General features: G+C 63.8%; 19 protein-coding genes and 1 pseudogene. 15 read left to right on the top strand and 5 right to left on the bottom strand.

Annotation, left to right across the window (positions count from 1 at the left end; translation table 11 throughout):
- Positions 1–22: 22 nt before the first annotated feature.
- Positions 23–1,129 (bottom strand): fatty acid desaturase family protein, encoded by a 1,107-nt coding sequence (locus FJ957_RS19875; RefSeq protein ID WP_140834323.1) that lies wholly within the window; start codon positions 1,127–1,129, stop codon positions 23–25.
- Positions 1,130–1,302: 173 nt separating this feature from the next.
- Here FJ957_RS19875 and FJ957_RS19870 point away from each other — a divergent pair, with 173 nt between their 5' ends.
- From FJ957_RS19870 to FJ957_RS19835, 8 genes and pseudogenes are all read left to right on the top strand, one after another.
- Entirely contained in the window at positions 1,303–2,334 is a 1,032-nt protein-coding gene (locus FJ957_RS19870) for a LacI family DNA-binding transcriptional regulator (protein ID WP_140834321.1), read from the top strand.
- A gap of 343 nt (positions 2,335–2,677) precedes the next feature.
- Positions 2,678–3,619 (top strand): sugar ABC transporter substrate-binding protein, encoded by a 942-nt coding sequence (locus FJ957_RS19865; protein WP_140834319.1) that lies wholly within the window; start codon positions 2,678–2,680, stop codon positions 3,617–3,619.
- 109 nt (positions 3,620–3,728) lie between these two features.
- Complete coding sequence (locus FJ957_RS19860; RefSeq protein ID WP_140834317.1) at positions 3,729–4,805, top strand: ABC transporter permease; 1,077 nt, start codon at positions 3,729–3,731, stop codon at positions 4,803–4,805.
- 2 nt (positions 4,806–4,807) lie between these two features.
- Positions 4,808–5,578: an ATP-binding cassette domain-containing protein gene (locus FJ957_RS19855; protein ID WP_140834315.1), complete on the top strand. Its 771-nt coding sequence runs from the start codon at positions 4,808–4,810 to the stop codon at positions 5,576–5,578.
- A gap of 82 nt (positions 5,579–5,660) precedes the next feature.
- Entirely contained in the window at positions 5,661–6,653 is a 993-nt protein-coding gene (gene iolG / locus FJ957_RS19850) for an inositol 2-dehydrogenase (RefSeq protein ID WP_140834313.1), read from the top strand.
- A gap of 30 nt (positions 6,654–6,683) precedes the next feature.
- Entirely contained in the window at positions 6,684–7,478 is a 795-nt protein-coding gene (locus FJ957_RS19845) for an SDR family oxidoreductase (protein ID WP_140834311.1), read from the top strand.
- 457 nt (positions 7,479–7,935) lie between these two features.
- Positions 7,936–9,027 carry a 3-deoxy-7-phosphoheptulonate synthase gene (locus FJ957_RS19840; RefSeq protein WP_140834309.1) on the top strand — a complete coding sequence of 364 codons (1,092 nt, stop codon included), beginning with the start codon at positions 7,936–7,938 and terminating at the stop codon, positions 9,025–9,027.
- Positions 9,028–9,066: 39 nt separating this feature from the next.
- Positions 9,067–9,501, top strand: a pseudogene (locus FJ957_RS19835) (WYL domain-containing protein); the annotation flags it as partial.
- 30 nt (positions 9,502–9,531) lie between these two features.
- Here the strand turns inward: FJ957_RS19835 and FJ957_RS19830 are convergent.
- From FJ957_RS19830 to FJ957_RS19815, 4 genes are all read right to left on the bottom strand, one after another.
- Positions 9,532–10,332 carry a class I SAM-dependent methyltransferase gene (locus FJ957_RS19830; protein ID WP_140834307.1) on the bottom strand — a complete coding sequence of 267 codons (801 nt, stop codon included), beginning with the start codon at positions 10,330–10,332 and terminating at the stop codon, positions 9,532–9,534.
- 144 nt (positions 10,333–10,476) lie between these two features.
- The gene (locus FJ957_RS19825; protein ID WP_140834305.1) at positions 10,477–11,013 is read right to left on the bottom strand and encodes a GNAT family N-acetyltransferase; all 537 of its coding nucleotides are present in this window, start codon (positions 11,011–11,013) and stop codon (positions 10,477–10,479) included.
- Positions 11,013–11,318, bottom strand: coding sequence for a DUF1778 domain-containing protein (locus FJ957_RS19820; protein ID WP_140834303.1), 306 nt, complete (start codon positions 11,316–11,318; stop codon positions 11,013–11,015). The genes FJ957_RS19825 and FJ957_RS19820 overlap by 1 nt, the downstream gene beginning before the upstream one ends.
- An 88-nt stretch (positions 11,319–11,406) precedes the next feature.
- Positions 11,407–12,513, bottom strand: coding sequence for a LacI family DNA-binding transcriptional regulator (locus tag FJ957_RS19815; RefSeq protein WP_181180633.1), 1,107 nt, complete (start codon positions 12,511–12,513; stop codon positions 11,407–11,409).
- A gap of 628 nt (positions 12,514–13,141) precedes the next feature.
- On the opposite strand from FJ957_RS19815, the gene FJ957_RS19810 reads away from it, so the two are divergent.
- From FJ957_RS19810 to FJ957_RS19780, 7 genes are all read left to right on the top strand, one after another.
- The gene (locus tag FJ957_RS19810) at positions 13,142–14,104 is read left to right on the top strand and encodes a sugar-binding protein (protein WP_140834301.1); all 963 of its coding nucleotides are present in this window, start codon (positions 13,142–13,144) and stop codon (positions 14,102–14,104) included.
- 122 nt (positions 14,105–14,226) lie between these two features.
- The gene (locus FJ957_RS19805; protein ID WP_140834300.1) at positions 14,227–15,792 is read left to right on the top strand and encodes a sugar ABC transporter ATP-binding protein; all 1,566 of its coding nucleotides are present in this window, start codon (positions 14,227–14,229) and stop codon (positions 15,790–15,792) included.
- Positions 15,789–16,784, top strand: a complete 996-nt coding sequence (locus FJ957_RS19800; RefSeq protein ID WP_140834298.1) for an ABC transporter permease — start codon at positions 15,789–15,791, stop codon at positions 16,782–16,784. The genes FJ957_RS19805 and FJ957_RS19800 overlap by 4 nt, the downstream gene beginning before the upstream one ends.
- Positions 16,785–16,971: 187 nt before the next feature.
- Positions 16,972–17,814 (top strand): transporter substrate-binding domain-containing protein, encoded by an 843-nt coding sequence (locus FJ957_RS19795; protein WP_246685897.1) that lies wholly within the window; start codon positions 16,972–16,974, stop codon positions 17,812–17,814.
- A gap of 175 nt (positions 17,815–17,989) precedes the next feature.
- A complete protein-coding gene (locus FJ957_RS19790; protein WP_246685896.1) occupies positions 17,990–18,736 on the top strand; it encodes an ABC transporter permease subunit in 747 nt (248 codons plus the stop codon).
- Between the two features lie 9 nt (positions 18,737–18,745).
- Positions 18,746–19,477, top strand: coding sequence for an ABC transporter permease (locus FJ957_RS19785; protein WP_246674295.1), 732 nt, complete (start codon positions 18,746–18,748; stop codon positions 19,475–19,477).
- Complete coding sequence (locus tag FJ957_RS19780) at positions 19,477–20,292, top strand: ATP-binding cassette domain-containing protein (RefSeq protein ID WP_140834294.1); 816 nt, start codon at positions 19,477–19,479, stop codon at positions 20,290–20,292. The genes FJ957_RS19785 and FJ957_RS19780 overlap by 1 nt, the downstream gene beginning before the upstream one ends.
- Positions 20,293–20,313: the final 21 nt, after the last annotated feature.

The following is a 20,313-nucleotide window of genomic DNA, read 5'->3' as shown; positions in this document are numbered from 1 at the left end:
TATCCTTGAATTTCCTTGGGCCTCACTCCGCGGCGGCAGCCATCGGAATATCGTTATGCAGGTCCTCGCGATAGGGCTTCGCCGTCGGCGGCAGCGCGCGCTTGAGGAAATAATCCTCGTTGCGCAACTGGCGCAGGAAGGCCGGGACCATCTCGCGATAACCGGCCAGGATCGAAGGCGTCGGCGCTGGCAGGTCGTACTTGATTATCTCATGCAGCTTCGGCAGCGCGTGATAGGGCACCATCGGGAACATGTGGTGCTCGACGTGATAGTTCATGTTCCAGTAGATGAAGCGGCTGATCGGGTTCATCAGCACCGTGCGGCTGTTCAGGCGGTGGTCGATGACATTGTCGGCGAGGCCGCCATGCTGCAGCAGGCCGGTCATGACGTGATGCCAGGCGCCATAGAGCCGGGGCAGGCCGATCAGCATCAGCGGCAGCCAGGAATGCAGGTAGAGGGCCAAGGCGATGGTCGCGACGTAGATGGCGAGCCATAGGCGGGCTATCCGGATCGCCTTTGGCTGTTCCTGCTCTGGAATGAAGGTTTTTTCAGCGGCGCTGATGACGCCGGCGGCGTTGCGCACCATGTCGGCCACCGCGTGCCAGGCGTCGAGAATGCCGAAGAAGTTGAGCACCACGCGCAGCAGGTCCGGCGGCCGCATGACGGCGATTTCCGGATCGCGGCCGACGATGATGGTGTCGGTGTGGTGGCGCGTGTGGCTCCAGCGCCAGGTCACCGGGTTGCGCATGATCATGAAGCAGGCGAGCTGGTAGACGGCGTCGTTCATCCACTGCGTGCGGAAGGCCGTGCCGTGGCCGCATTCATGCCAGCGGGAATCGGTCGAGGAACCGTAGAGCGTGCCGTAGACGAACAGGAACGGCACGCACCACCAGCTGCCCCAGAACCAGATGCCGCCCGCGCCGCTGAGAAGCATGGCGCCGAGCCAGATGAGCGTGTCGCGGATCGCCGGCTGGTCGGAGCGCTGCATCAGCTCCTTCATCTGCTTACGCGGGATCTCGGTGTGGTACCACGCGGCCGCCGCCAGCCCGCTCTCGACAGCGCGTTTTGCATCGCGGCCGGTCAGGCTGTAGTCGCGTGGCGGCGCCGCCGAAGACGTGATGGCCGTCATTGAGGTTCCTCCAACAGCGCCTGGCGAACGGCTCCGGCAGATCCGGGCTCGTCCATGGCCGGCTTCCACTTCAACATACCGCCAGTCTATGATAGGCTCAACATCAGAAAGATAGTTTCTATCATTTCCTATCACAATGAGATATTCTCAGCCGGATAAGCGATGGAGCATTCATGGCAAAGCGGCCGACCATTACCGATCTCGCGCGCATCTCGGGCGTCAGCGTCGCTACCGTCGACAGGGTGCTGAACAGCCGCCTGCCTGTGCGCGAGGAGACGGCGCGCCGGGTCTACGATGCCGCCACCGAGATCGGCTATCATGCGGCGGGGCTGATCAAGCAGCGCATGCGCCAGGAATTGCCGGAATACCGGCTCGGCTTCCTGCTGCTGAGGGGCAATGACGTCTTCTACGGCGATTTCGCCAGGGAGCTCGAACTGGCGGTCGCGCAATCGCAACGCTTTCGCGGTGTTGCGACAGTCGAGTTCGCCGCCTCGCTGGCGCCCGACGAGATTGCCGCCCAAATGCGTGGGCTAGCGGCGAAGTCGAGAGCCATCGCCGTCGTCGGCCCGGATCATCCGACGCTGACGGCGGTCGTGGAGGCGCTGAAGGCGAGGGGGCAGCCGGTCTTCTCGCTGCTGTCCGATTTTGCCGCCGGTATCCGCGAGGGCTATGTCGGTCTCGACAACCGCAAGGTCGGGCGCAGCGCCGCCTGGATGATCGCCAAGGCCGCCGGGAAGCCAGGCAAGGTCGCGCTCTTCGTCGGCAGCCATCGCTTCCACGGCCATGAGTTGCGCGAAATTGGCTTCCGCTCCTATTTCCGCGAGCACGCGCCGGACTTCACCGTGATGGAGACGCTGGTCAATCTCGAGGCCAATGACGTCACGCATGACGCCATGCTCGATCTTCTGGCGCGCCATCCCGATCTTGCCGGTTGCTACGTCGCCGGCGGCGGCATGGAGGGCGCGGTCTCGGCGCTGAGGGCGACGCGCCCGGTCGAAATGCCGATCGTCATCTGCAACGAGATCAACGCCGTCTCGCGCGCCGCGCTCGCCGACAACATCCTCACCATGGTCATCTCGACGCCGCTCGCCGCACTCTGCCGGGAGATCGTCGGGCTGATGGCCCATGCCATCGAAAGCGGCGCGGCCAATGCGCCGGGACAGACCTTCCTGCCCTTCGACATCTACCTGCCGGAAAATATCTAGCGTCCGCAGTGATGGAATCCATCAGCCTGATGGATTCTTTCACGGCGGTTTGCCGCGATTCCGGCCCATGGGGCGACGATCGTGGTCTTCGCCGCGACGATCGCGATCGAAAAACCGGCTGCCCCGGTCGGAATCACCCTTGACGTTTCCAAACGAAATGGAATAAATATTTCACCAACTAGGCTTTTTGGTTCTTTCGTTCCGAAGCGTCTGTTTCGAACGGAGGACGAGGCGTTCCGTCGAATGGGGCAACGCCGCATGGCCGCAGGGAGAGATTCCCCGGGCAAACCGGGGATTCCGGTTCAAATGGGTGCAGCCGGACACCAAGTGGAGGAGAGATAAAATGAAGAAACTGCTTTTGGGCGTCGCGCTTTCGGCGCTGATGTGTTCATCGGCCTTCGCCGCCAAGATCGGCGTTTCGATGGCCAAATTCGACGACAATTTCCTCACCGTGCTGCGCAACGGCATGATCGCCCAGGCAAAGGGCATGAGCGGCGTCGAGCTGCAGGTCGAGGACGCGCAGAACGATGTCGCCAAGCAGCTCGACCAGATCAAGAACTTCGCCGCCTCGGGCGTCGACGCCATCATCGTCAACCCGGTCGACACCTCGGCCACCCAGGCGATGTCGGACGCTGCTGCCGCCGCCAAGATCCCGCTGGTCTATGTCAACCGCCAGCCGGTCAACGTCGACACGCTGCCCGACAACCAGGCTTTCGTCGCGTCGAACGAAGCCGAATCCGGTACGCTCGAGACCAAGGAAGCCTGCCGCCTGTTCAAGGAAGCCGGCAAGAAGGAAGCCAATGTCTACGTGATCATGGGCGAGCTCTCGAACCAGGCCGCGGTGCAGCGTACCAAGGACATCGAGGAAGTCATCGCCACGCCGGACTGCAGCTTCATCAAGATCATCGACAAGCAGACCTCGAACTGGGATCGTGACCAGGCGCAGAACCTGATGACCAACTGGCTGTCGTCGGGCAAGGCATTCGATGGCGTCATCGCCAACAACGACGAAAGCGCCATCGGCGCCATCCAGGCGATGAAGGCGGCCAACATCGACATGAAGTCGGTGGTCGTCGGCGGCGTCGACGCCACGCAGGATGCTCTCGCCGCGATGCAGGCGGGGGATCTCGACGTGACCGTCTTCCAGGACGCGGCGGGCCAGGGCGCCGGCGCGCTCGACGCGGCGCTGAAGCTCGCCAAGGGCGAGAAGGTGGACCACAAGGTCTACATCCCGTTCCAGCTCGTGACGCCGGCGAACATCGACAAGTTCTTGAAGAAGAACTGAGGCGCCTCGATACGGGCGGCGCGTCTAACCGGAACAGACGCGCCGCTCCGTCTCTCCTCCCGCCCGCGCGGGAGGCAGGACAGGTGCGCTCCGACGGAGGAAAGAAGACGTGTCACAGACATCGCATGGCATTGGCGGGTTGAGCTATGACGCCAAGAAGCGTCCATGGCCGGCCGAGTTCAACGTGTTCCTGGCGCTGGTCATCCTCGTCGTCGCCTTCGAGTTGATCGGCCGTCTGTTCCTCGGCGACAGCTTCCTGTTCAACACCCGCGAGAATGTGTCCGGCATATTCAACGAGCAGCGTCTGCAGATCATCATCCTGCAGGTGTCGATCGTCGGCATCATCGCCATCGGCGTCACCCAGGTCATCATCTGCGGCGGCATCGACCTGTCCTCGGGTTCCGTGGTCGGCGCCACCGCCATGATTGCGATGAGCTTCGCCCAGGTGGCGACCGTCAACGGCAATCCCAACCCGAAGGCGATGTTCATCGACTACGGCTTGACCGATCTGCCGGTGATCGTCCCGGTTCTGGTCGCCATCGGCTGCGGGCTGATCGCAGGCCTGATCAACGGCCTCCTGATCGCCTACACGCGCATCCCGCCTTTCATCGCCACGCTGGGCATGATGGTTACCGCCCGCGGCATCGCCAAATGGTGGTCGAAGGGCCAGCCGATCTCGTTCCCGACCGAAAGCTTCGCGGCCATCGGCAAGGGCCTGATGCCCGTCGTCATCTTCATCTCGCTGGCGATCCTGTTCCAGCTCATCCTGACCTACACGAAATACGGCAAGCACTGCTATGCCATCGGTTCCAATGAGGATGCCGCGCGCATGTCCGGCATCAAGATCGCCAACCACAAGGTGCTGGTCTATGCCATCGCCGGTATCCTGGCCGCGATCGCCGCGGTGGTGCTGTCCTCCAAGAACCTCACCGCCCAGGCCGGCATGGGCGTCATGTACGAGCTCGACGCCATCGCCATGGCGGTCATCGGCGGCGTTTCGCTGTCGGGCGGCCGCGGCTCCATCTTCGGCACGGTGATCGGCTCGCTGATCTTCGGCGTCATCATTTCCGGCTTCACCTTCCTGCGCCTCGACGCCTACTATCAGGAGATGGTCAAGGGGGTGATCATCGTCGGTGCCGTCGTTCTCGATCAATGGCGCCAGCGCCGCCGCGCGATAGGAGCTTGACCATGTCCGACATCGTTCTGAAGACCGAAAACCTCACCAAGCACTATGGCGGCGTGCACGCGCTCCAGGAGGCGAATTTCGAGCTGCACAAGGGCGAGCATGTCGCCATCATGGGCGACAACGGCGCCGGCAAATCGACCTTCGTGCGCCAGATCACCGGCGTCGAGCAGCGCACCGACGGCAAGATCTGGTTCGACGGCAAGGAGGTGAATTTCGCCGGCCCGATCGAAGCGCGGGAGGCGGGCATCGAGACCGTGTTCCAGAACCTTGCGCTGGCCGACGATCTCGACGTGCCGTCGAACCTGTTCCTCGGCCGCGAGAAGGTGCTGTTCAATCTCGGGCCGTTCTCGATCCTCGACCGCAAGGCGATGCGCAAGGCGACCGAGGCGGCGCTGATCCGCACCGCGGTGAAGATCCCGAACCTCTCCAGCACCATCCGCCACATGTCGGGCGGCCAGCGCCAGTGCGTGGCGATCGCCAGGACCGCGACCTTCGCCTCCAAGCTGATCATCATGGACGAGCCGACGGCGGCGCTCGGCGTGCAGGAGACGGCGCAGGTCGAAAACATCATCCGCACGCTGAAGGAAAATGGCGAGCCGCTGATCCTGGTCAGCCACAACATGCGCCAGGTGTTCGACCTGGTCGACCGCATCGTCGTCTTCCGCCGCGGCAAGATCGTCGCCAACCTGCGCAAGCAGGACACCGACGGCAACGACATCGTCGCCTATATCACCGGCGCCAAGACCGGACAGGCGGAGCTGCAGGCCGCCTGACGGGCGCCACGACGGGATCAAACCAATCATCCGCGCCGGAAGGCGCGGATATGCCTACAAACCCACCCTCGAAGGACATTCCATGACACTCCGCTTCGCTCTCCTCGGCGCCGGCCGTATCGGCAAGGTGCATGCCCGCGCCGTCGCCTCCAACCCGCAGGCCAAGCTGGTCGCCGTCGCCGATGCGTTCGAGAAAGCGGCGACGGAGCTCGCTTCCGCCTATGGCGCGGAAGTCCGCACGATCGAGGCGATCGAGAAGGCCAGGGACATCGACGCCGTCATCATCTGCACGCCGACCGACACCCACGCCGATCTGATCGAGCGCTTCGCCAAGGCCGGCAAGGCGATCTTCTGCGAAAAGCCGATCGACCTCTCCGTCGAGCGCGTCGAGAAATGCCTGGCGGTGGTCGAGAAGACCAAGGCCACGCTGATGGTCGGCTTCAACCGCCGCTTCGATCCGCATTTCGCCGCCGTCCGCAAGGCGATCGACGACGGCGCCATCGGCACGGTCGAGATGGTCACCATCACGTCGCGCGATCCCGGCGCCCCGCCGCTCGATTACATCGCCCGCTCGGGTGGCATTTTTCGCGATATGACCATCCATGATTTCGACATGGCGCGCTTCCTGCTCGGCGAGGAGCCGGTTGCGGTGAGCGCCCACGCCTCGGTGCTGGTCGACAGGAAGATCGGCGAAGCAGGCGATTTCGACTCGGTCAGCGTCATCCTCGAAACCGCCTCCGGCAAGCAGGCCGTCATCTCCAACTCGCGCCGTGCCACCTATGGCTACGACCAGCGCATCGAGGTGCATGGCTCCAAGGGCATGGTCGCGGCCGAGAACCAGCGGCCGGTGTCGATCGAGCTCGCCAACGACAAGGGCTACACCCGCCCGCCGCTGCACGACTTCTTCATGACCCGCTATCTCGACGCCTATGCCAATGAGATCGCAGCTTTCATCGCGGCGGCGACGTCGGGCAAGAAAGCAGCGCCGAGCGGAGCAGACGGGCTCGTGGCACTGAAGCTGGCGGACGCGGCGCTGGAGTCGGCGAAGACGGGCAAGACCGTCCGCGTCGATTGAACGGTTGACCTCGATTACAGGAGCAGAGCGATGAACGGTTCAGCCGGTCGCAATTCACAAACGCGCGCCATCGTCACCGGCGGTGCGCAGGGCATCGGCTTCGCGGTTGCGGAAGCCTTGGCCGACGAGGGCTGCCGCGCGCTGGCCCTGATCGGCCGCTCGCAGGAAAAGGGCGACAGAGCGGTCGCGGCGCTGAAGAAGAACGGCATCGACGCCATCTTCATCAGCGCCGATGTCGCCAAGGTCGCCGACTGCAAGCGCGCCGTGGCAACGGCGCTTGCCCATTTCGGCACGTTGAACGCGCTGGTCAACGCCGCCGCGACTTCCGCGCGCGGCTCGCTGGTCGAGACATCGGAAGAGCTTTTCGACCAGATCTTCGACACCAATGTGCGCGGCCCCTTCTTCCTGATGCAGGGCCTCGTCGCGCATCTGCTCGAGCGCAAGGCTCCGGGCTCGATCGTCAACGTGCTGTCGATGTCGGCGCATGCCGGCCAGTCCTTCCTCACGCCCTATTCGACCAGCAAGGGGGCGCTGATGACGCTGACCAAGAATGTCGCGAGCTCCTATCGCAAGAACCGCATCCGCTGCAACGCGGTGCTGCCGGGATGGATGGACACCGAAGGCGAGGCGATCGTGCAGAAGAAGTGGCATGACGCGCCGGACGACTGGCTGGAAAAGGCCGAGGCCGCGCAGCCGATGGGCCAGTTGGTGAAGCCGGCGCAGCTTGCCCGGCTGATCACCTATATGCTGAGCCCCCAGGCCGGCGTCATGACTGGTTCGCTGGTCGACTATGATCAGAATATCGCAGGGGTGATAGGGGAGTAGCGATGGCGAGCCCGGTGGAAACCGTCACTTCGTCATCCACGGGCGGAGCAAGGAGCGAAGCGACGCGCGCAGACCCGAGGATCCATGCCGTTACTTTGAAGCGTCGCAGCGGCGCCAGAATTTTGCTCTGCCCGCACCCCCTCGGCCAAGGTCACGGAATGGATCCCAGGGTCTCCGCGACGGAGCTTCGCTCCTGCTTCGCCCTGGGATGACGAAATCGCGAGATTCGGCCATTCCGAATTGGCTCTCATCACCCGCGTGACAAACACCCCAGCATCGACTATATGAGCCGCATGATCCACCTGACCGCCTCGTTTTGGTACTTTTATTACAGCTCGCTGGCGGCGGGAGGATTGCGCTCGATCTGAAAACTCCAGATCAAAAAATCCGACAAGCCGCCAGACCTGGCGGCTTTTTTGTTTCAGCCGGCAGGTCTCCTAACCAGGAGCAGAAAGCCGTGTTGACCACCACAGACGACCTTCGGGTCACCGAAATCAGAGCCTTGAGCACGCCGGACGAGGTGATGCGCGAAATACCCCGCTCACTCACCGCGACGCGCACCGTCGCCACCGCGCGCAGCGCCATCCATTCCATCCTCTCGGGGGCCGACGATCGACTGCTTGTCATCGTCGGCCCTTGTTCCATCCACGATCCGGTCGCGGCCGTTGACTATGCCAGCCGTCTGGCGGCGCTGCGCGAAGCCCTGGCCGACCGGCTCGAGATCGTCATGCGCGTCTATTTCGAGAAGCCGCGCACCACGGTCGGCTGGAAGGGCCTCATCAACGATCCCGACCTCGACGGCAGCTTCAACATCGAAAAGGGGTTGCGCATGGCGCGCAACGTGCTGTCGGCCGTCAACAATCTCGGCCTGCCGGCGGCGACCGAGTTCCTCGACATGACCATCCCGCAATACATCGCCGATCTCGTAGCCTGGGGCGCCATCGGCGCGCGCACCACCGAAAGCCAGATCCACCGCGAGCTGGCCTCGGGCTTGTCCTGCCCGGTCGGCTTCAAGAACGGCACCGACGGCAATTTGCGCATTGCCGCCGAGGCGGTGAAGTCAGCCGCCCAGCCGCATCATTTCATGGCGGTGACCAAGGGTGGACGCAGCGCCATCGCGGCGACCACCGGCAATGAGGATTGCCATGTCATCCTGCGCGGCGGCATCGCGCCGAACTATGATGCCGCAAGCGTCGACGCGGCCGCCGCCGAACTCGGCCGCATCGGCGTCGCGCCGCGGCTGATGATCGACGTCAGCCACGCCAACAGCGCCAAGAAGCCTGAGAACCAGCCGAAGGTCGCGCATGACGTGGCGGGGCAGGTGGCCGCGGGCGACGAGCGCATCATCGGCGTCATGATCGAGAGCAATCTCGTCGCCGGCCGTCAGGACGTCGTGCCCGGCAAGCCGCTCGTCTATGGCCAGAGCATCACCGATGGCTGCATCGACTGGGCGACCACGGAGACGGTTCTGCACGGCCTCGCCGGCGCGGTCGAATGGCGCCGGTCGGCGAAGCGCGACATGCTCGCCAGCCGTCAGGGCGCTGCTTGAGCGAAAAGGCGAGGGCGGCGATCACACCGCCCTCAACCCGGCGACGACGAGCTCAAGCAGGCCGCGAAACGCGTTGGCGCCAAGATCGCCGGCGCGGTGCCGCCGCCCTTGCGGCAGACGCTGGACGCCAACGCCCTTCATGCCTGGGGTTTTGCGGCACCTTCCGCTCCCGCCGTCGATCTCGCTCTGGTCCGCCGCGCCATCCGCGACGAGGAGAAGCTCGACCTCTCCTATCGCGACGAGGCGGGGCGGGCGACCGGCCGTATCGTCCGCCCGGTCGCGCTGATCTACTATGCCGAGACCGCCAACATCGTCGCCTGGTGCGAACTGCGCCAGGCCATCCGCAATTTCCGCAGCGACCGCGTCGAGGACTGCCGGCCGGCGGGCCTGTGGTTCAAGGGCGAGGGCGACCGGATGCGGCAGGTCTGGGTAGACGGCTGGGAGATCAATGCTTCGGCTGCTGCCGGCAACTGAGGCGCCGCCCCGCCGCGGTCGAGGTGACTTTCAGGGCACGATGCCGCGGCAGGCCCAGGCGACATTGGCGAAGGATCGCGGCCCGTCGGGCCGGCCGGCCTGATAGGCATCGCTCACGGCGGCCTCGACGCGCTTCTGCTCGGCCGCGTCCAATGTGGTCATGTATTTGCCGAGCGGGCCTTCGCCGGCGCCGATCGGCGCCCAGAGGTCGTTGAAATCCGCGTAGTCCATGCGGATCGTCAATTCGGCCTCGGTGACATCGGCCAGCCCCTGCTCGACAAAGGTGCGCTTCATCTCGCCCGGCTGCATCATCGGCTGGAAGCAATAGCGGCTGCGCATCTGGCGCCCGCTTTCACTGAGCGCCGCCATTGTGTCGATCGTCATGCGCATGCCGGTCATGCCGCCGTAGTGATCCCAGACCACGGCCGCGACCACGCCGCCCGGCCGCACGACGCGGCGCATCTCGGCCACCGCTTTGCCGGCCTCCGGCACGAAATGCAGCACCAGCAACGCCAGCGCGCGGTCGAAGGTGTTATCGGCGAATGGCAGCGCCGTGGCGTCGGCCTGACTGATGGTGACGCGCGGATCGCTGTTGCGCTGTCTGGCCGCGTCGACGAAGACGGGCGAAAAGTCGATGGCCTGGATCTCGGCAAGATCGGCCGATTTTGCCAATTCGAAGGTCAGGCTGCCGGTGCCGCAGCCGACATCGAGGATTTTTTCGCCGGCGGCCAGACCCGCGAAGTCGATGAACTTGGGCGCGAGCCTGCGGCTCCAGCGTCCCATGAGTTGCTCATAACCGGATGCGGCATGGACCGTGAAGTTGGATGTCATTGGAGCCTCCCATATGAGCCCAAGCTAAACCTCGGCGGGATTGCTGCCAAGACGCAGAGCGATCGTAATCGAAGCAAGGATAGCGTGGTGCACACAGGTGTTTATGTGGGCGATCTCACGCTCGCCTGGCCTATGGGATCAGGCTCAAACGTTCGAGAATAACGCCTGAGCGGTTTCGATTGGCAGCAGCATGATCCGCTCGCCAAGCAGAGACGCGATGAAGCCATGCCGTTGATAGAAACCCATTGCTGCATCATCGATCGCATGCGCCACCACGGCACGAACTCCGGCGATATCCGAGACAGCGAGACATCGCCTAAGCGCGTCGGAAAACAGGTCGCCTCCGAGTCCCATTCCCTGGAACGTCTGATCAACCGCAAGGCGACCGATCAGCAGCAGGGGCACTTGCTCGGGCATGCCTCGCCGAAGCTTTGCGCTTGGCAGCGCGATCCGTTCTTCCATCGCCGTCGAGATCGCATAATAACCGACGACGCGACTTTTAGTGCCCGCGTCACAGACGACATAGGTTCGGGCGGACAGTCCTTCGGCAACCAAGGCGCGGTTTCGCAGCCAGTCATCGAGAGATGAATGCTTGCCATTGTGAAATTCAGATACGTCGTGGCTAATGGTCAGCCGTTCCGGAGCGCGGACTCGCCATCCTTGCGGCCGGCCAGCGGACATCAGCGCTCCCAGGCCGGCTTACGCGTCATACGCGCGCGAAGCTCCTCCGACGGTTTGCTCGGAGCATCAAGCAGGTTGAGAAATTTCTCATGTGCGTCCGTATCGAGAAAGAAGGCGCGCTGGTCGAGAATCGTCTCCTCGGCCTGCCTGCGGGCACTGTCCAGCATGAACTCCGACAGCTTCTGCCCGCGCAAACTCGCGGCGCGGTTGAGAATAGCCTTCATCCCCGCCGAGGCGCGGATCTGAATCACGTCGTCCTTGCGCGCTTCGTCGCGATTGCTGCCGACATGGCTGGAATGCGCCATCGAAATCCTCCTATGTCAGGATCAGATATCTAGCGACTGTCAATACAATGTCAATACGTACCCGCTTTGAAGTGGTGATCTGGGGTACCTATTCCTTCACGCTGGCCACGCTCTCCCGCTCCACCAGCGGGCATTCGAGCTTGGTGATGGGATAGCGGCCGCGGCCGGGCGTTGGTGGCGTTTCCAACTGCTCGATCGCCCATTGGCCCATCGCCAGATGTGGCAGGATGGAGGTGGTCAGCGGCGGGAAGAGGTGCCGGGCGATCTCCTCGTCGTCATAGCCGACCACCGAAATGTCCTGCGGGATATGCAGGCCCGCTTCCTTCAGCGCTTCGTAGCAGCCGATCGCGGTGCGGTCGTTCTGGCAGAATATGGCGGTCGGTCGCTCCTTGAGCCCGAGAAGCTTGACCGTCGCGGCATAGCCGGCGCTGGCCGACCAGTCGCCCTCGACCATCAACTCGGGATCGAACGGGATGTCGGCGGTGGCTAAAGCGCGGCGATAACCTTTCAGTCGATCCTGCGCGGCTTGCATCCAAGGCTCGCCGGTGATGGTGGCGATGCGGCGATGGCCGTGGGCGATCAGGTGCCTTGTCGCGCTCTGGCCGCCGGCGATCTCGGAGGGAACCACGGCCGGGAAGGCATAGTCGGCGGTGTAGCAGTTGAGCAGGATCACCGGGATGTCGAGGCTGTAGAGGAAATCCGGCGCGGCGATCTCGCGGGTGAAGATGGTCATGTAGATCAGCGCCGAGATGCCGCGCCTCGTCAGTGCTGAAATCGCGCGCGGCTCCATCACCGCGTCGCCCATGGTCTGCGCCACCAGAAGCACATTGCCGGCGTTCCAGGAGGCTTGCCGGGCGCCCTCGATGGCGACCACCGCCTCGGGGCTGGTGGCGAGCTGGTCGACCGCGAAGCCGATGACGCCGTCGAGGCCTTCGAACGGCGTCACGGGCGGCCGCAGCGCTGAAAAGACCGGCGGCGAATAGCCCAGCGCTCGGGCTGCGTCGATCACCCGGTCGCGTGTCTGCTGCGACAGCCTGATGCCCGGCGAATTGTTGAGCACGAACGACACCGTCGCCTGCGAGCAGCCGGCGGCGCGCGCAATGTCGGTCATGGTGACGCGCCCCTTGGGCTTGGCGGCCGGCTTGCGGCGCCTGGAAGCTCCGGGGGGATCGCTCAGTTCCGTCGGTTCGCTCATGGTCGTTTCCCAAACCCAGCCGGCTCTAAAGCAAAGGCCGACGGCAACGGCAAGATGGTCGAGGCCGGTGTGTTTATCGAGATTGCGCCAGACTAATACATATTCGCAAACGCAACAGGCAAATCGCCGGCCGCGCCGCTTCGCGACGAAACCGTCAGACAAGGTCAGCAATGCTGACGATTCCCCTATTTTCCGCCCGGCTTCAAGCGTTGTGGCGCTCGCTCTCCTCACTCCCGGCGCGCCTTTCGACCAGCGTCTCCTCCGCGTCGAAAGCTCGCCTCACGGCCTCATAACTAATACTCTTTACTAATAGCCGTTAGCGTTCTACTGTCAACTCGTCGTAACCGTCCGGGCTTCCGTTCGGTGCCGGCAGGTGCGAGGGATACTCGCTCGAAACCCGGCGGCATCGCCGGCTCGGGGTTGCATCCATTCTCACGAAAATGTCAGACAAATCGGACTATTTACGAATGCCGCATGAGTGTCTAGTGTCTCGACCGCGGGCGGATCGGCACCGTTCTTAAGTCGGCGGACCTTTGCGCCACACCCTCGAGGAGGAGGGTTATCCGCGCCGCAGCCGAGACATCAGCGAAGAGTTCTACAAGGCAAGTTCTACAAGGGAGGTTGAACTATGAAATCCATGATCCGTAACGCATCTGTCGCCGCGGCGGCCCTGCTTGTCGGCCTGTCGGTAAGCGCCAGCGTGCGCGCCGACGACAAGCCGACGCTGGCCTTCGTCGTCAATGGTGCGTCAGACTTCTGGAAGGCGGCGGAAGCCGGCGTGAAGAAAGCGCAGGGCGAACTGCCCGACTACAATCTCGAGCTCAAATATCCGGAACAGTCCTCGGTCGCCATCCAGCAGCGGCTGATGGACGATCTGGTGACGGCAGGCGTCAAGGGCATCATGGTCTCGGCCGTCGATCCCAAGACCTCGACCGACGGGCTGAACAAGATCGCGTCGGAAACGGCGCTGTTCACCACCGATTCGGACGCGCCGCAGACCAAGCGCGTCGCCTATATCGGCTCGTCCAACGTCGACGCCGGCAAGCAGGCGGCCGAGATCGCCAAGAAGGCGATGCCGAACGGCGGCAAGTGCCTCGGCTTCGTCGGCCTGCTCGGCGCCGACAACGCCAAGGAGCGCATCCAGGGCATGAAGGACGGGCTCGCCGGCAGCAAGATCGAGCTGGTCGACGTGCGCGGCGACGACATCGACCAGGCGCGGGCCAAGAAGAATGTCGAGGACGCGCTGGTCGCCAGCCCCGACATCACCTGCATGGTCGGCTTCTACTCCTACAACACGCCGCGCATCTACGAAGCGCTGCGCGATGCCGGCAAGCTCGGCCAGATCACCGTCGTCGGCTTCGACGACGATCCGATCACGCTGGGCGGCGTCAAGGAAGGTACCGTCGCCGCGACCGTGGTGCAGCAGCCGTTCGAATGGGCCTATCAGGGCATGAAGCTGATGGCCGCCTACCTCAAGGGCGACAAGTCGGGCATCCCGGCCGGTAACCTGATCATCATCCCGACCAAGATCATCGGCAAGGATGACGTGGACACCTACGCCGCCAACCTCAAGGCGATGTCGGGCAAGTAAGCCCAAGACAGTTGCGCCGGCTCGAGGGTCCACCTTGAGCCGGCGTTCGTATTGACGGACCTGCCAAGGCCCGTCAGTCTGTGGCCCACCGGCTGCTGCCCCGTGCGGTAAACTATGGCGTGATGACCTCTACCGACACCACTCAACCGATCGCTGCTCCGTTCCTGGGCCTGGAGGCCGTGCGCAAGACCTATCCGGGTGTTGTGGCGCTGGACAGGTTTTCGATGGAGGTTCGGCCCGGCGAGGTCATCGGCCTCGTCGGCGAAAACGGCGCCGGCAAATCGACGCTGATGAAAATCCTCGGGGGCGTGACGCGGCCGGACAGCGGCACCGTTGCCGTCGATGGCGCGGCGCATGACGGATTGACCGTCGAGCAGAGCATCGGCTCCGGTATCGCCTTCGTGCATCAGGAACTCAACCTCTTCGAAAACCTCGACGTCGCCGCCAACATCTTCTTCGGCCGCGAGCCGCTGCGCGCCGGGCCGCTGAAGCTGGTCGACCGTGCGAAACTGCGCGAGATGGTGGCGCCGCTCCTGAAGCGGGTCGGCGCCAATTTCTCGGCCGACGCGCCGGTGGCTTCGCTGTCGCTCGCCCAGCAGCAGATGGTCGAGATCGCCAAGGCGCTGTCGATCAAGGCGCGCCTGGTCATCCTCGACGAGCCGACCTCCAGCCTGCCGATCGCCGAGACCGAAAAGCTGCTCGACGTCATCAAGGGCCTGAAGGCGGAAGGCATCAGCGTCATCTTCATCTCGCACCGGCTGCACGAGATCGAGCGCGTCGCCGACCGTGTCGTGGTGCTGCGCGACGGCACGCTGGCCGGCACGCTGGCGAAGGACCAGATCAATCACGACGAGATGGTCAGGCTGATGATCGGCCGCATGCTGAAGGAGCGCGAGAAGGCCGGCGAAGCCGCCCGCGCGCCGGGCAGCGTGGCCCTGTCGGCGGACGCGATCCGCACCAGCACCTATCCCGACCGGCCTGTCAGCCTGGAATTGAGACACGGCGAGATCCTCGGCCTCGCGGGCCTGGTCGGCTCCGGCCGCACGGAGCTGGCGCGCGTGCTGTTCGGCATCGACGAGCGGTTGGCAGGCAGTGTCGCGCTCGACGGCAAGCCGCTCGATGTAGGCTCGGCGGCGGACGCGGTGGCGAACGGCATCTTCCTGGTGCCGGAGGACCGCAAGCTGACCGGCATATTGCTCGACCTGTCGATCGCCCAGAACATCTCGCTGCCCAATCTGCCTGCGCATGCCAGGCGCTCGCTGGTGTCCGCCAGCGCTGAACTCGCCACGGCCGAAAAGCAGAAGAAAAACCTCGGCATCAAGGCGCCGTCGGTCCTGACCCGCACCGGCACCCTGTCAGGCGGCAACCAGCAGAAGGTGGTTCTGGCCAAATGGTTGGCGATGAACCCGAAGGTGATGATCCTGGACGAGCCGACGCGCGGCATCGACATCGGCGCCAAGGCCGAGATCTACGGGCTGATGCGGGCACTGGCCGATGCCGGTGTGGCCGTGCTGATGATCTCCAGCGACATGGAAGAGGTGATCGGCGTGTCGGACCGTATCGCGGTCATGCATGAGGGGCAGATCTCCGGCATCCTCGACAAGGACGATTTCAGCCAGGAGAACGTGCTCTTGCTGGCGGTCGGCAAGAAGCCGAAATTGCTGCAAGCGGCGGGAGGAGCGCAATGAGCAAGAAAGATCTCGGCCTGCTGATCCTGATCCTGGTGGTCGGCGCGGTGGTGACGGCCATCAACCCGCGCTTCCTGTCGGCGATCAACCTCGCCAACACCTCCAATCTGGTGGCGCTGTTCGGCATCCTGTCGATCGGCCAGGCCTTCGTCATCATCACCGGCGGCATCGAATTGTCGGTCGGCTCGCTGGTCGCCCTGCTCGGCACGCTGTTCATCGACTTCATCGCGGTGCGCGAGGTGAACTGGCCGCTGGCCTTCGTGCTGATCCTCGTGCTTGGCGCCATCATCGGCTTCGTGCATGGCTGGCTGATCACGCGGCTCAAACTGCAGCCCTTCGTGGTGACGCTGTGCGGCCTGCTCATCTACCGCGGCGTGGCGCGCTTCTACACCGCCGACGGCACGGCGGGCTTCGCCTTCGGGCAGAATTTCCCGACGCTCGAATTCCTGACCGCGGGTCGCTCCTATGGCCTGCCCAACTCCTTCATCGCGCTGATCGTCATCGCCATCGTCATGTGGGTGGTGCTGCACCGCTCGGTGTTCGGCCGCTATCTCTACGCCATCGGCAAGAACGAGGAAGCAGCCAAATACTCGGGCATCCGTACCGGTCGGGTGATCATAGCGGCCTATGTCATCTGCGGCGTGCTGACGGCGCTGTCGGCGATCTATTTCGCCATGTACACGCGCTCGATCTCGCCGGCGAGTCACGGCCAGTTCTACGAGCTCTATGCCATCGCCGCGGCGGTGCTCGGCGGCTTCTCGCTGCGTGGCGGCGAAGGCTCGCTGGTCGGCGTCATCCTCGGCACCGTGCTGCTGCAGGAGTTGCAGAACCTCGTCAACCTGCTCGGCATTCCCTCCTCGCTCAATTTCGCCGTGATGGGCGGCGTGATCCTGATCGGCGTGCTGGTCGACCAGCAATGGGGCGTCTTCCGCGCCCGCCGCCGCATGATCGAAGCGACGCGCCAAAACGTTGCGGGCGCGCCGGCGGAGTAGCCTCGCTTCAACATTCACGGTCCTGATTGGATCGATGCTCGCGGGGAAACCCCACCGGGCAGGCCCGGGTTCGCGGGGCGGATTGCAACAACGCGTGAACCGGAAAACTGCCCTTGTCGCAGAATTGGGGCTGGGCTAAGCAATTGGCATCTGAGGATTCCAAGAACAGAATATGGGAGAAATTACCGTGACCTCATCACGTTGGATCGCGCTCGCCGCGCTGGCACTGACCTGCGCGACCCCGGCAATGGCCAAGGACTGGAAGACCGTGACGGTCGCCATGGAGGGCTCCTACGCCCCCTGGAACCAGACGGATGCCAGCGGCAAGATCGTCGGCTTCGAGGTGGACATCCTCAACGACGTCTGCGCCCGCGCGAAGCTGGAATGCAACATCGTGGCGCAGGACTGGGACGGCGTCATTCCCGGCCTGACGGCCGGCAAGTTCGACATCGTCATGGATGGCATGTCGATCACCGAAGAGCGCATGAAGACCATCGACTTCTCGAACCCCTATGCCTCTTCGCCGGTGGCTTTCCTTGCCGACAAGAACGGTCCGCTGGCGCAGCTGTCCAACAGCGGCAAGATGATCGATCTGTCGAAGGACGACGCCGAATCCAAGGCGGCGCTCGACACGCTGCGAAAGGAGCTCACCGGCAAGAATGTCGGCCTGCAGGTTTCGACCACCGAGGCGACGTTTGCCGACAAGTATCTCAAGGACGTCGCCAACGTCCATGAATACAAGACCACCGACGAGCATGACCTCGACCTGATGGCGGGCCGCATCGACGTCGCTTTCGCCGACACCACCTACTTCCTCGGCACGCTGGCCAAGCCGGACGCCAAGGACCTGGAATTCGTCGGCCCGCAATTCAAGGGTGGCCCGATCCTCGGGCCGGGCATCGGCGCCGCTTTCCGCAAGACCGACAAGGACCTGCAGGACATTTACAACAAGGCGCTCAAGGCGGCTCTCGACGACGGCTCGGTGTCGAAATACAGCCTGCAGTGGTTCAAGATCGACATTACCAAGTAATGTCGCAACGGGAGCAGCCAAGGCTGCTTCCGTTTTGCTTTGCATGTCGCCCAAAAGTGCGCAGCGGTTTTGGGAGAACGACATGCATCAAGGCAAGGCCTTAAAGCGCGTCGCCTAACCCGTTTTGACACGCGCTTTAAGGCGGGCAACCCGTCGACGCCCGCAGGAGCCGTACGTGGAGTTTCTCAACGATCTCAAGGACCAGGTGTCGACGGCCTATGAGCTGTTGGCCGCCGGCTGGGGCGTGCAACTGCTCTGGGGCATCGGCTGGACGCTCGCCGTCACCGTCGTCTCGATGCTGATTGGTGCCGTGCTGGGCTCGCTGGTTGCGGCGGCCAAGCTTTCGCATCGCGGCGGATTGAGGTTCATCGGCGAGAGCTACACAACCGTGTTTCGCGGCGAGCCGGAACTGCTGATCATCTATCTGTTCTACTATGGCGGCACGCAGGTCCTGACCGGCGTGGCAAGGTCCACCGGATCGATCGGCTCGACCGACATCTTGAACATGCCGAGCTTCCTCGGCGGCGTTCTCGCGGTCGGCATCATTTCCGGCGCCTATCAGGCGGAGGTTTTTCGCGGGTCGTTCCTGGCGATCCACCGCGGCGAGCTGGAAGCGGCGCGTGCCTATGGCATGTCGGCCTGGCTGCGGTTTCGTCTCGTGATCATGCCGCAAGTCCTGCGCCTCGCCGTGCCTGGGCTGGGCAATGTCTGGCAATTGACCATCAAGGATTCGGCGCTGATCTCGGTCACCGGCGTCGCCGAGCTGATGCTCACCGCGAACAAGGCCGCGCGTTCGACGCATCATTCGCTGCTTTTCTACACGGTCGCCGGCATCCTTTATCTGGTGATGACCTCGATCTCGACGCCGATCTTCGAGAAGGCCGAGCGTTACACCTCCCGCAGCTTCACGCGGCCGAAATAAGAGGTGGCGGTGGATTTCGACTTCTACCTTTCGACCATGTGGAGCGTGCTGAAGGCGCTGCCGCTGACGCTCGAGATCTGGTTCTTCGGCATCGCCTTCGGCCTCATCATCGCCACTGGCCTGACCTGGTTGCGGGCTTCCGGCTACAAGTTCGGCGAATATTTCACCCGCGCCTATGTCTTCGTCTTCCGCGGCTCGCCGCTGCTGGTGCAGCTCTATCTGATCTATTTCGGGCTCTCCCAGTTCGATTTCGTTCGCCACAGCCCGATCCTGTGGCCGATCCTGCGCGATCCGATGTATTGCACGATCGTCGCCATGGCCTTGAACACAGCCGCCTATGAGAGCGAGATTTTCCGCGGCGCGCTGCGGGCGGTGCCTGTCGGCCAGATCGAGGCGGCCAAGGCGTTCGGCATGTCGGCCTTCACCCGCTTCCGCCTCGTCACGCTGCCGATCGCGCTCAGGCTGGCCTTGCCGGCCTATTCGACCGAAATCATCCTCATGACCAAGGCGACGGCGCTCGCGTCCGTGGTCACCATCATGGAGATGATGGGAACGGCGCAAAAGATCCAGCACGACACGTTCCGGCCGATCGAGGTGCTGACCTGCGCCGGGGTGATCTACCTGCTTCTCAACCTGTCGATCGCCCGCCTGTTCGCTTGGGTCGAATACCGGCTTTCACCGCATCTGCGTCCCCCGCCCGAGCAGAGCCAGCAAATCAAATCCGTTCCGGAGGTGTTGTGATGTCGGCAAATGTCGCCACTGCCGCGCAAGCGGCATCGTCCCCGGACGACAAGGCAGCCATCAGCGTCAAGGACCTGCGCAAGTGTTTTGGCGATCACGAGGTGCTCAAGGGCATTTCGCTGGAAGCGCACAAGGGCGATGTGATTTCGATCCTCGGCTCCTCGGGGTCCGGCAAGAGCACGATGCTGCGCTGTATCAATCTCCTGGAGACCCCGGATTCCGGCGAAGTGCGCGTGGATGGCGAGCTCATCCGGATGAAGCGGGGCCGCGACGGCCACCAAATGCCGGCCGACATCCGCCAGGTGGAGCGGATCCGCGCCAACCTCGCCATGGTTTTCCAGAGCTTCAATCTCTGGTCGCACATGACCGTGCTGGAAAACCTCGTCGCCGCGCCGACGCATGTGCTGAAGCGGCCGCGCGCGGAGTGCCTGGAGCAGGCCGAGGCATTGCTGAAGCGCGTCGGCATCTGGGAGCGCCGCAACTACTATCCGCCGCATATGTCGGGCGGCCAGCAGCAGCGCGCTGCGATCGCCCGCGCGCTGGCGATGAATCCCAAGGTGATGCTGTTCGACGAGCCGACATCCGCGCTCGATCCGGAGCTGGTCGGCGAGGTGCTGCGCGTCATGCGCTCGCTCGCGGAAGAAGGACGCACCATGCTGGTCGTCACCCATGAAATGGGCTTCGCCCGCGACGTGTCGAGCAAGGTGATGTTCCTGCACAAGGGCGACGTGGATTCGGTCGGCGCGCCGAAGGAGATGTTCGCCAGGCCGCCGACGCCGCAGTTCAAGCAGTTCATCGCCAACTTCAACAAGTGAGGACGGACCTTGCTCGGCACC

Origin of the sequence: Mesorhizobium sp. B2-4-6 (genome assembly GCF_006442775.1) — a bacterium.
Lineage (GTDB): Bacteria > Pseudomonadota > Alphaproteobacteria > Rhizobiales > Rhizobiaceae > Mesorhizobium.
This window is presented reverse-complemented; position numbering and strand designations above follow the sequence as displayed.

Bases quoted from the DNA above. Each gene is read 5' to 3' on its own strand.
- FJ957_RS19800 (WP_140834298.1), top strand. From the start codon at position 15,789: ATGAGCAAGAAAGATCTCGGCCTGCTGATCCTGATCCTGGTGGTCGGC.
- FJ957_RS19815 (WP_181180633.1), bottom strand. From the start codon at position 12,513: ATGAGCGAACCGACGGAACTGAGCGATCCCCCCGGAGCTTCCAGGCGC.
- FJ957_RS19825 (WP_140834305.1), bottom strand. From the start codon at position 11,013: ATGTCCGCTGGCCGGCCGCAAGGATGGCGAGTCCGCGCTCCGGAACGG.
- FJ957_RS19855 (WP_140834315.1), top strand. From the start codon at position 4,808: ATGTCCGACATCGTTCTGAAGACCGAAAACCTCACCAAGCACTATGGC.
- iolG (WP_140834313.1), top strand. From the start codon at position 5,661: ATGACACTCCGCTTCGCTCTCCTCGGCGCCGGCCGTATCGGCAAGGTG.
- FJ957_RS19810 (WP_140834301.1), top strand. From the start codon at position 13,142: ATGAAATCCATGATCCGTAACGCATCTGTCGCCGCGGCGGCCCTGCTT.
- FJ957_RS19830 (WP_140834307.1), bottom strand. From the start codon at position 10,332: ATGACATCCAACTTCACGGTCCATGCCGCATCCGGTTATGAGCAACTC.
- FJ957_RS19820 (WP_140834303.1), bottom strand. From the start codon at position 11,318: ATGGCGCATTCCAGCCATGTCGGCAGCAATCGCGACGAAGCGCGCAAG.
- FJ957_RS19875 (WP_140834323.1), bottom strand. From the start codon at position 1,129: ATGACGGCCATCACGTCTTCGGCGGCGCCGCCACGCGACTACAGCCTG.
- FJ957_RS19805 (WP_140834300.1), top strand. From the start codon at position 14,227: ATGACCTCTACCGACACCACTCAACCGATCGCTGCTCCGTTCCTGGGC.
- FJ957_RS19865 (WP_140834319.1), top strand. From the start codon at position 2,678: ATGAAGAAACTGCTTTTGGGCGTCGCGCTTTCGGCGCTGATGTGTTCA.
- FJ957_RS19780 (WP_140834294.1), top strand. From the start codon at position 19,477: ATGTCGGCAAATGTCGCCACTGCCGCGCAAGCGGCATCGTCCCCGGAC.
- FJ957_RS19845 (WP_140834311.1), top strand. From the start codon at position 6,684: ATGAACGGTTCAGCCGGTCGCAATTCACAAACGCGCGCCATCGTCACC.
- FJ957_RS19870 (WP_140834321.1), top strand. From the start codon at position 1,303: ATGGCAAAGCGGCCGACCATTACCGATCTCGCGCGCATCTCGGGCGTC.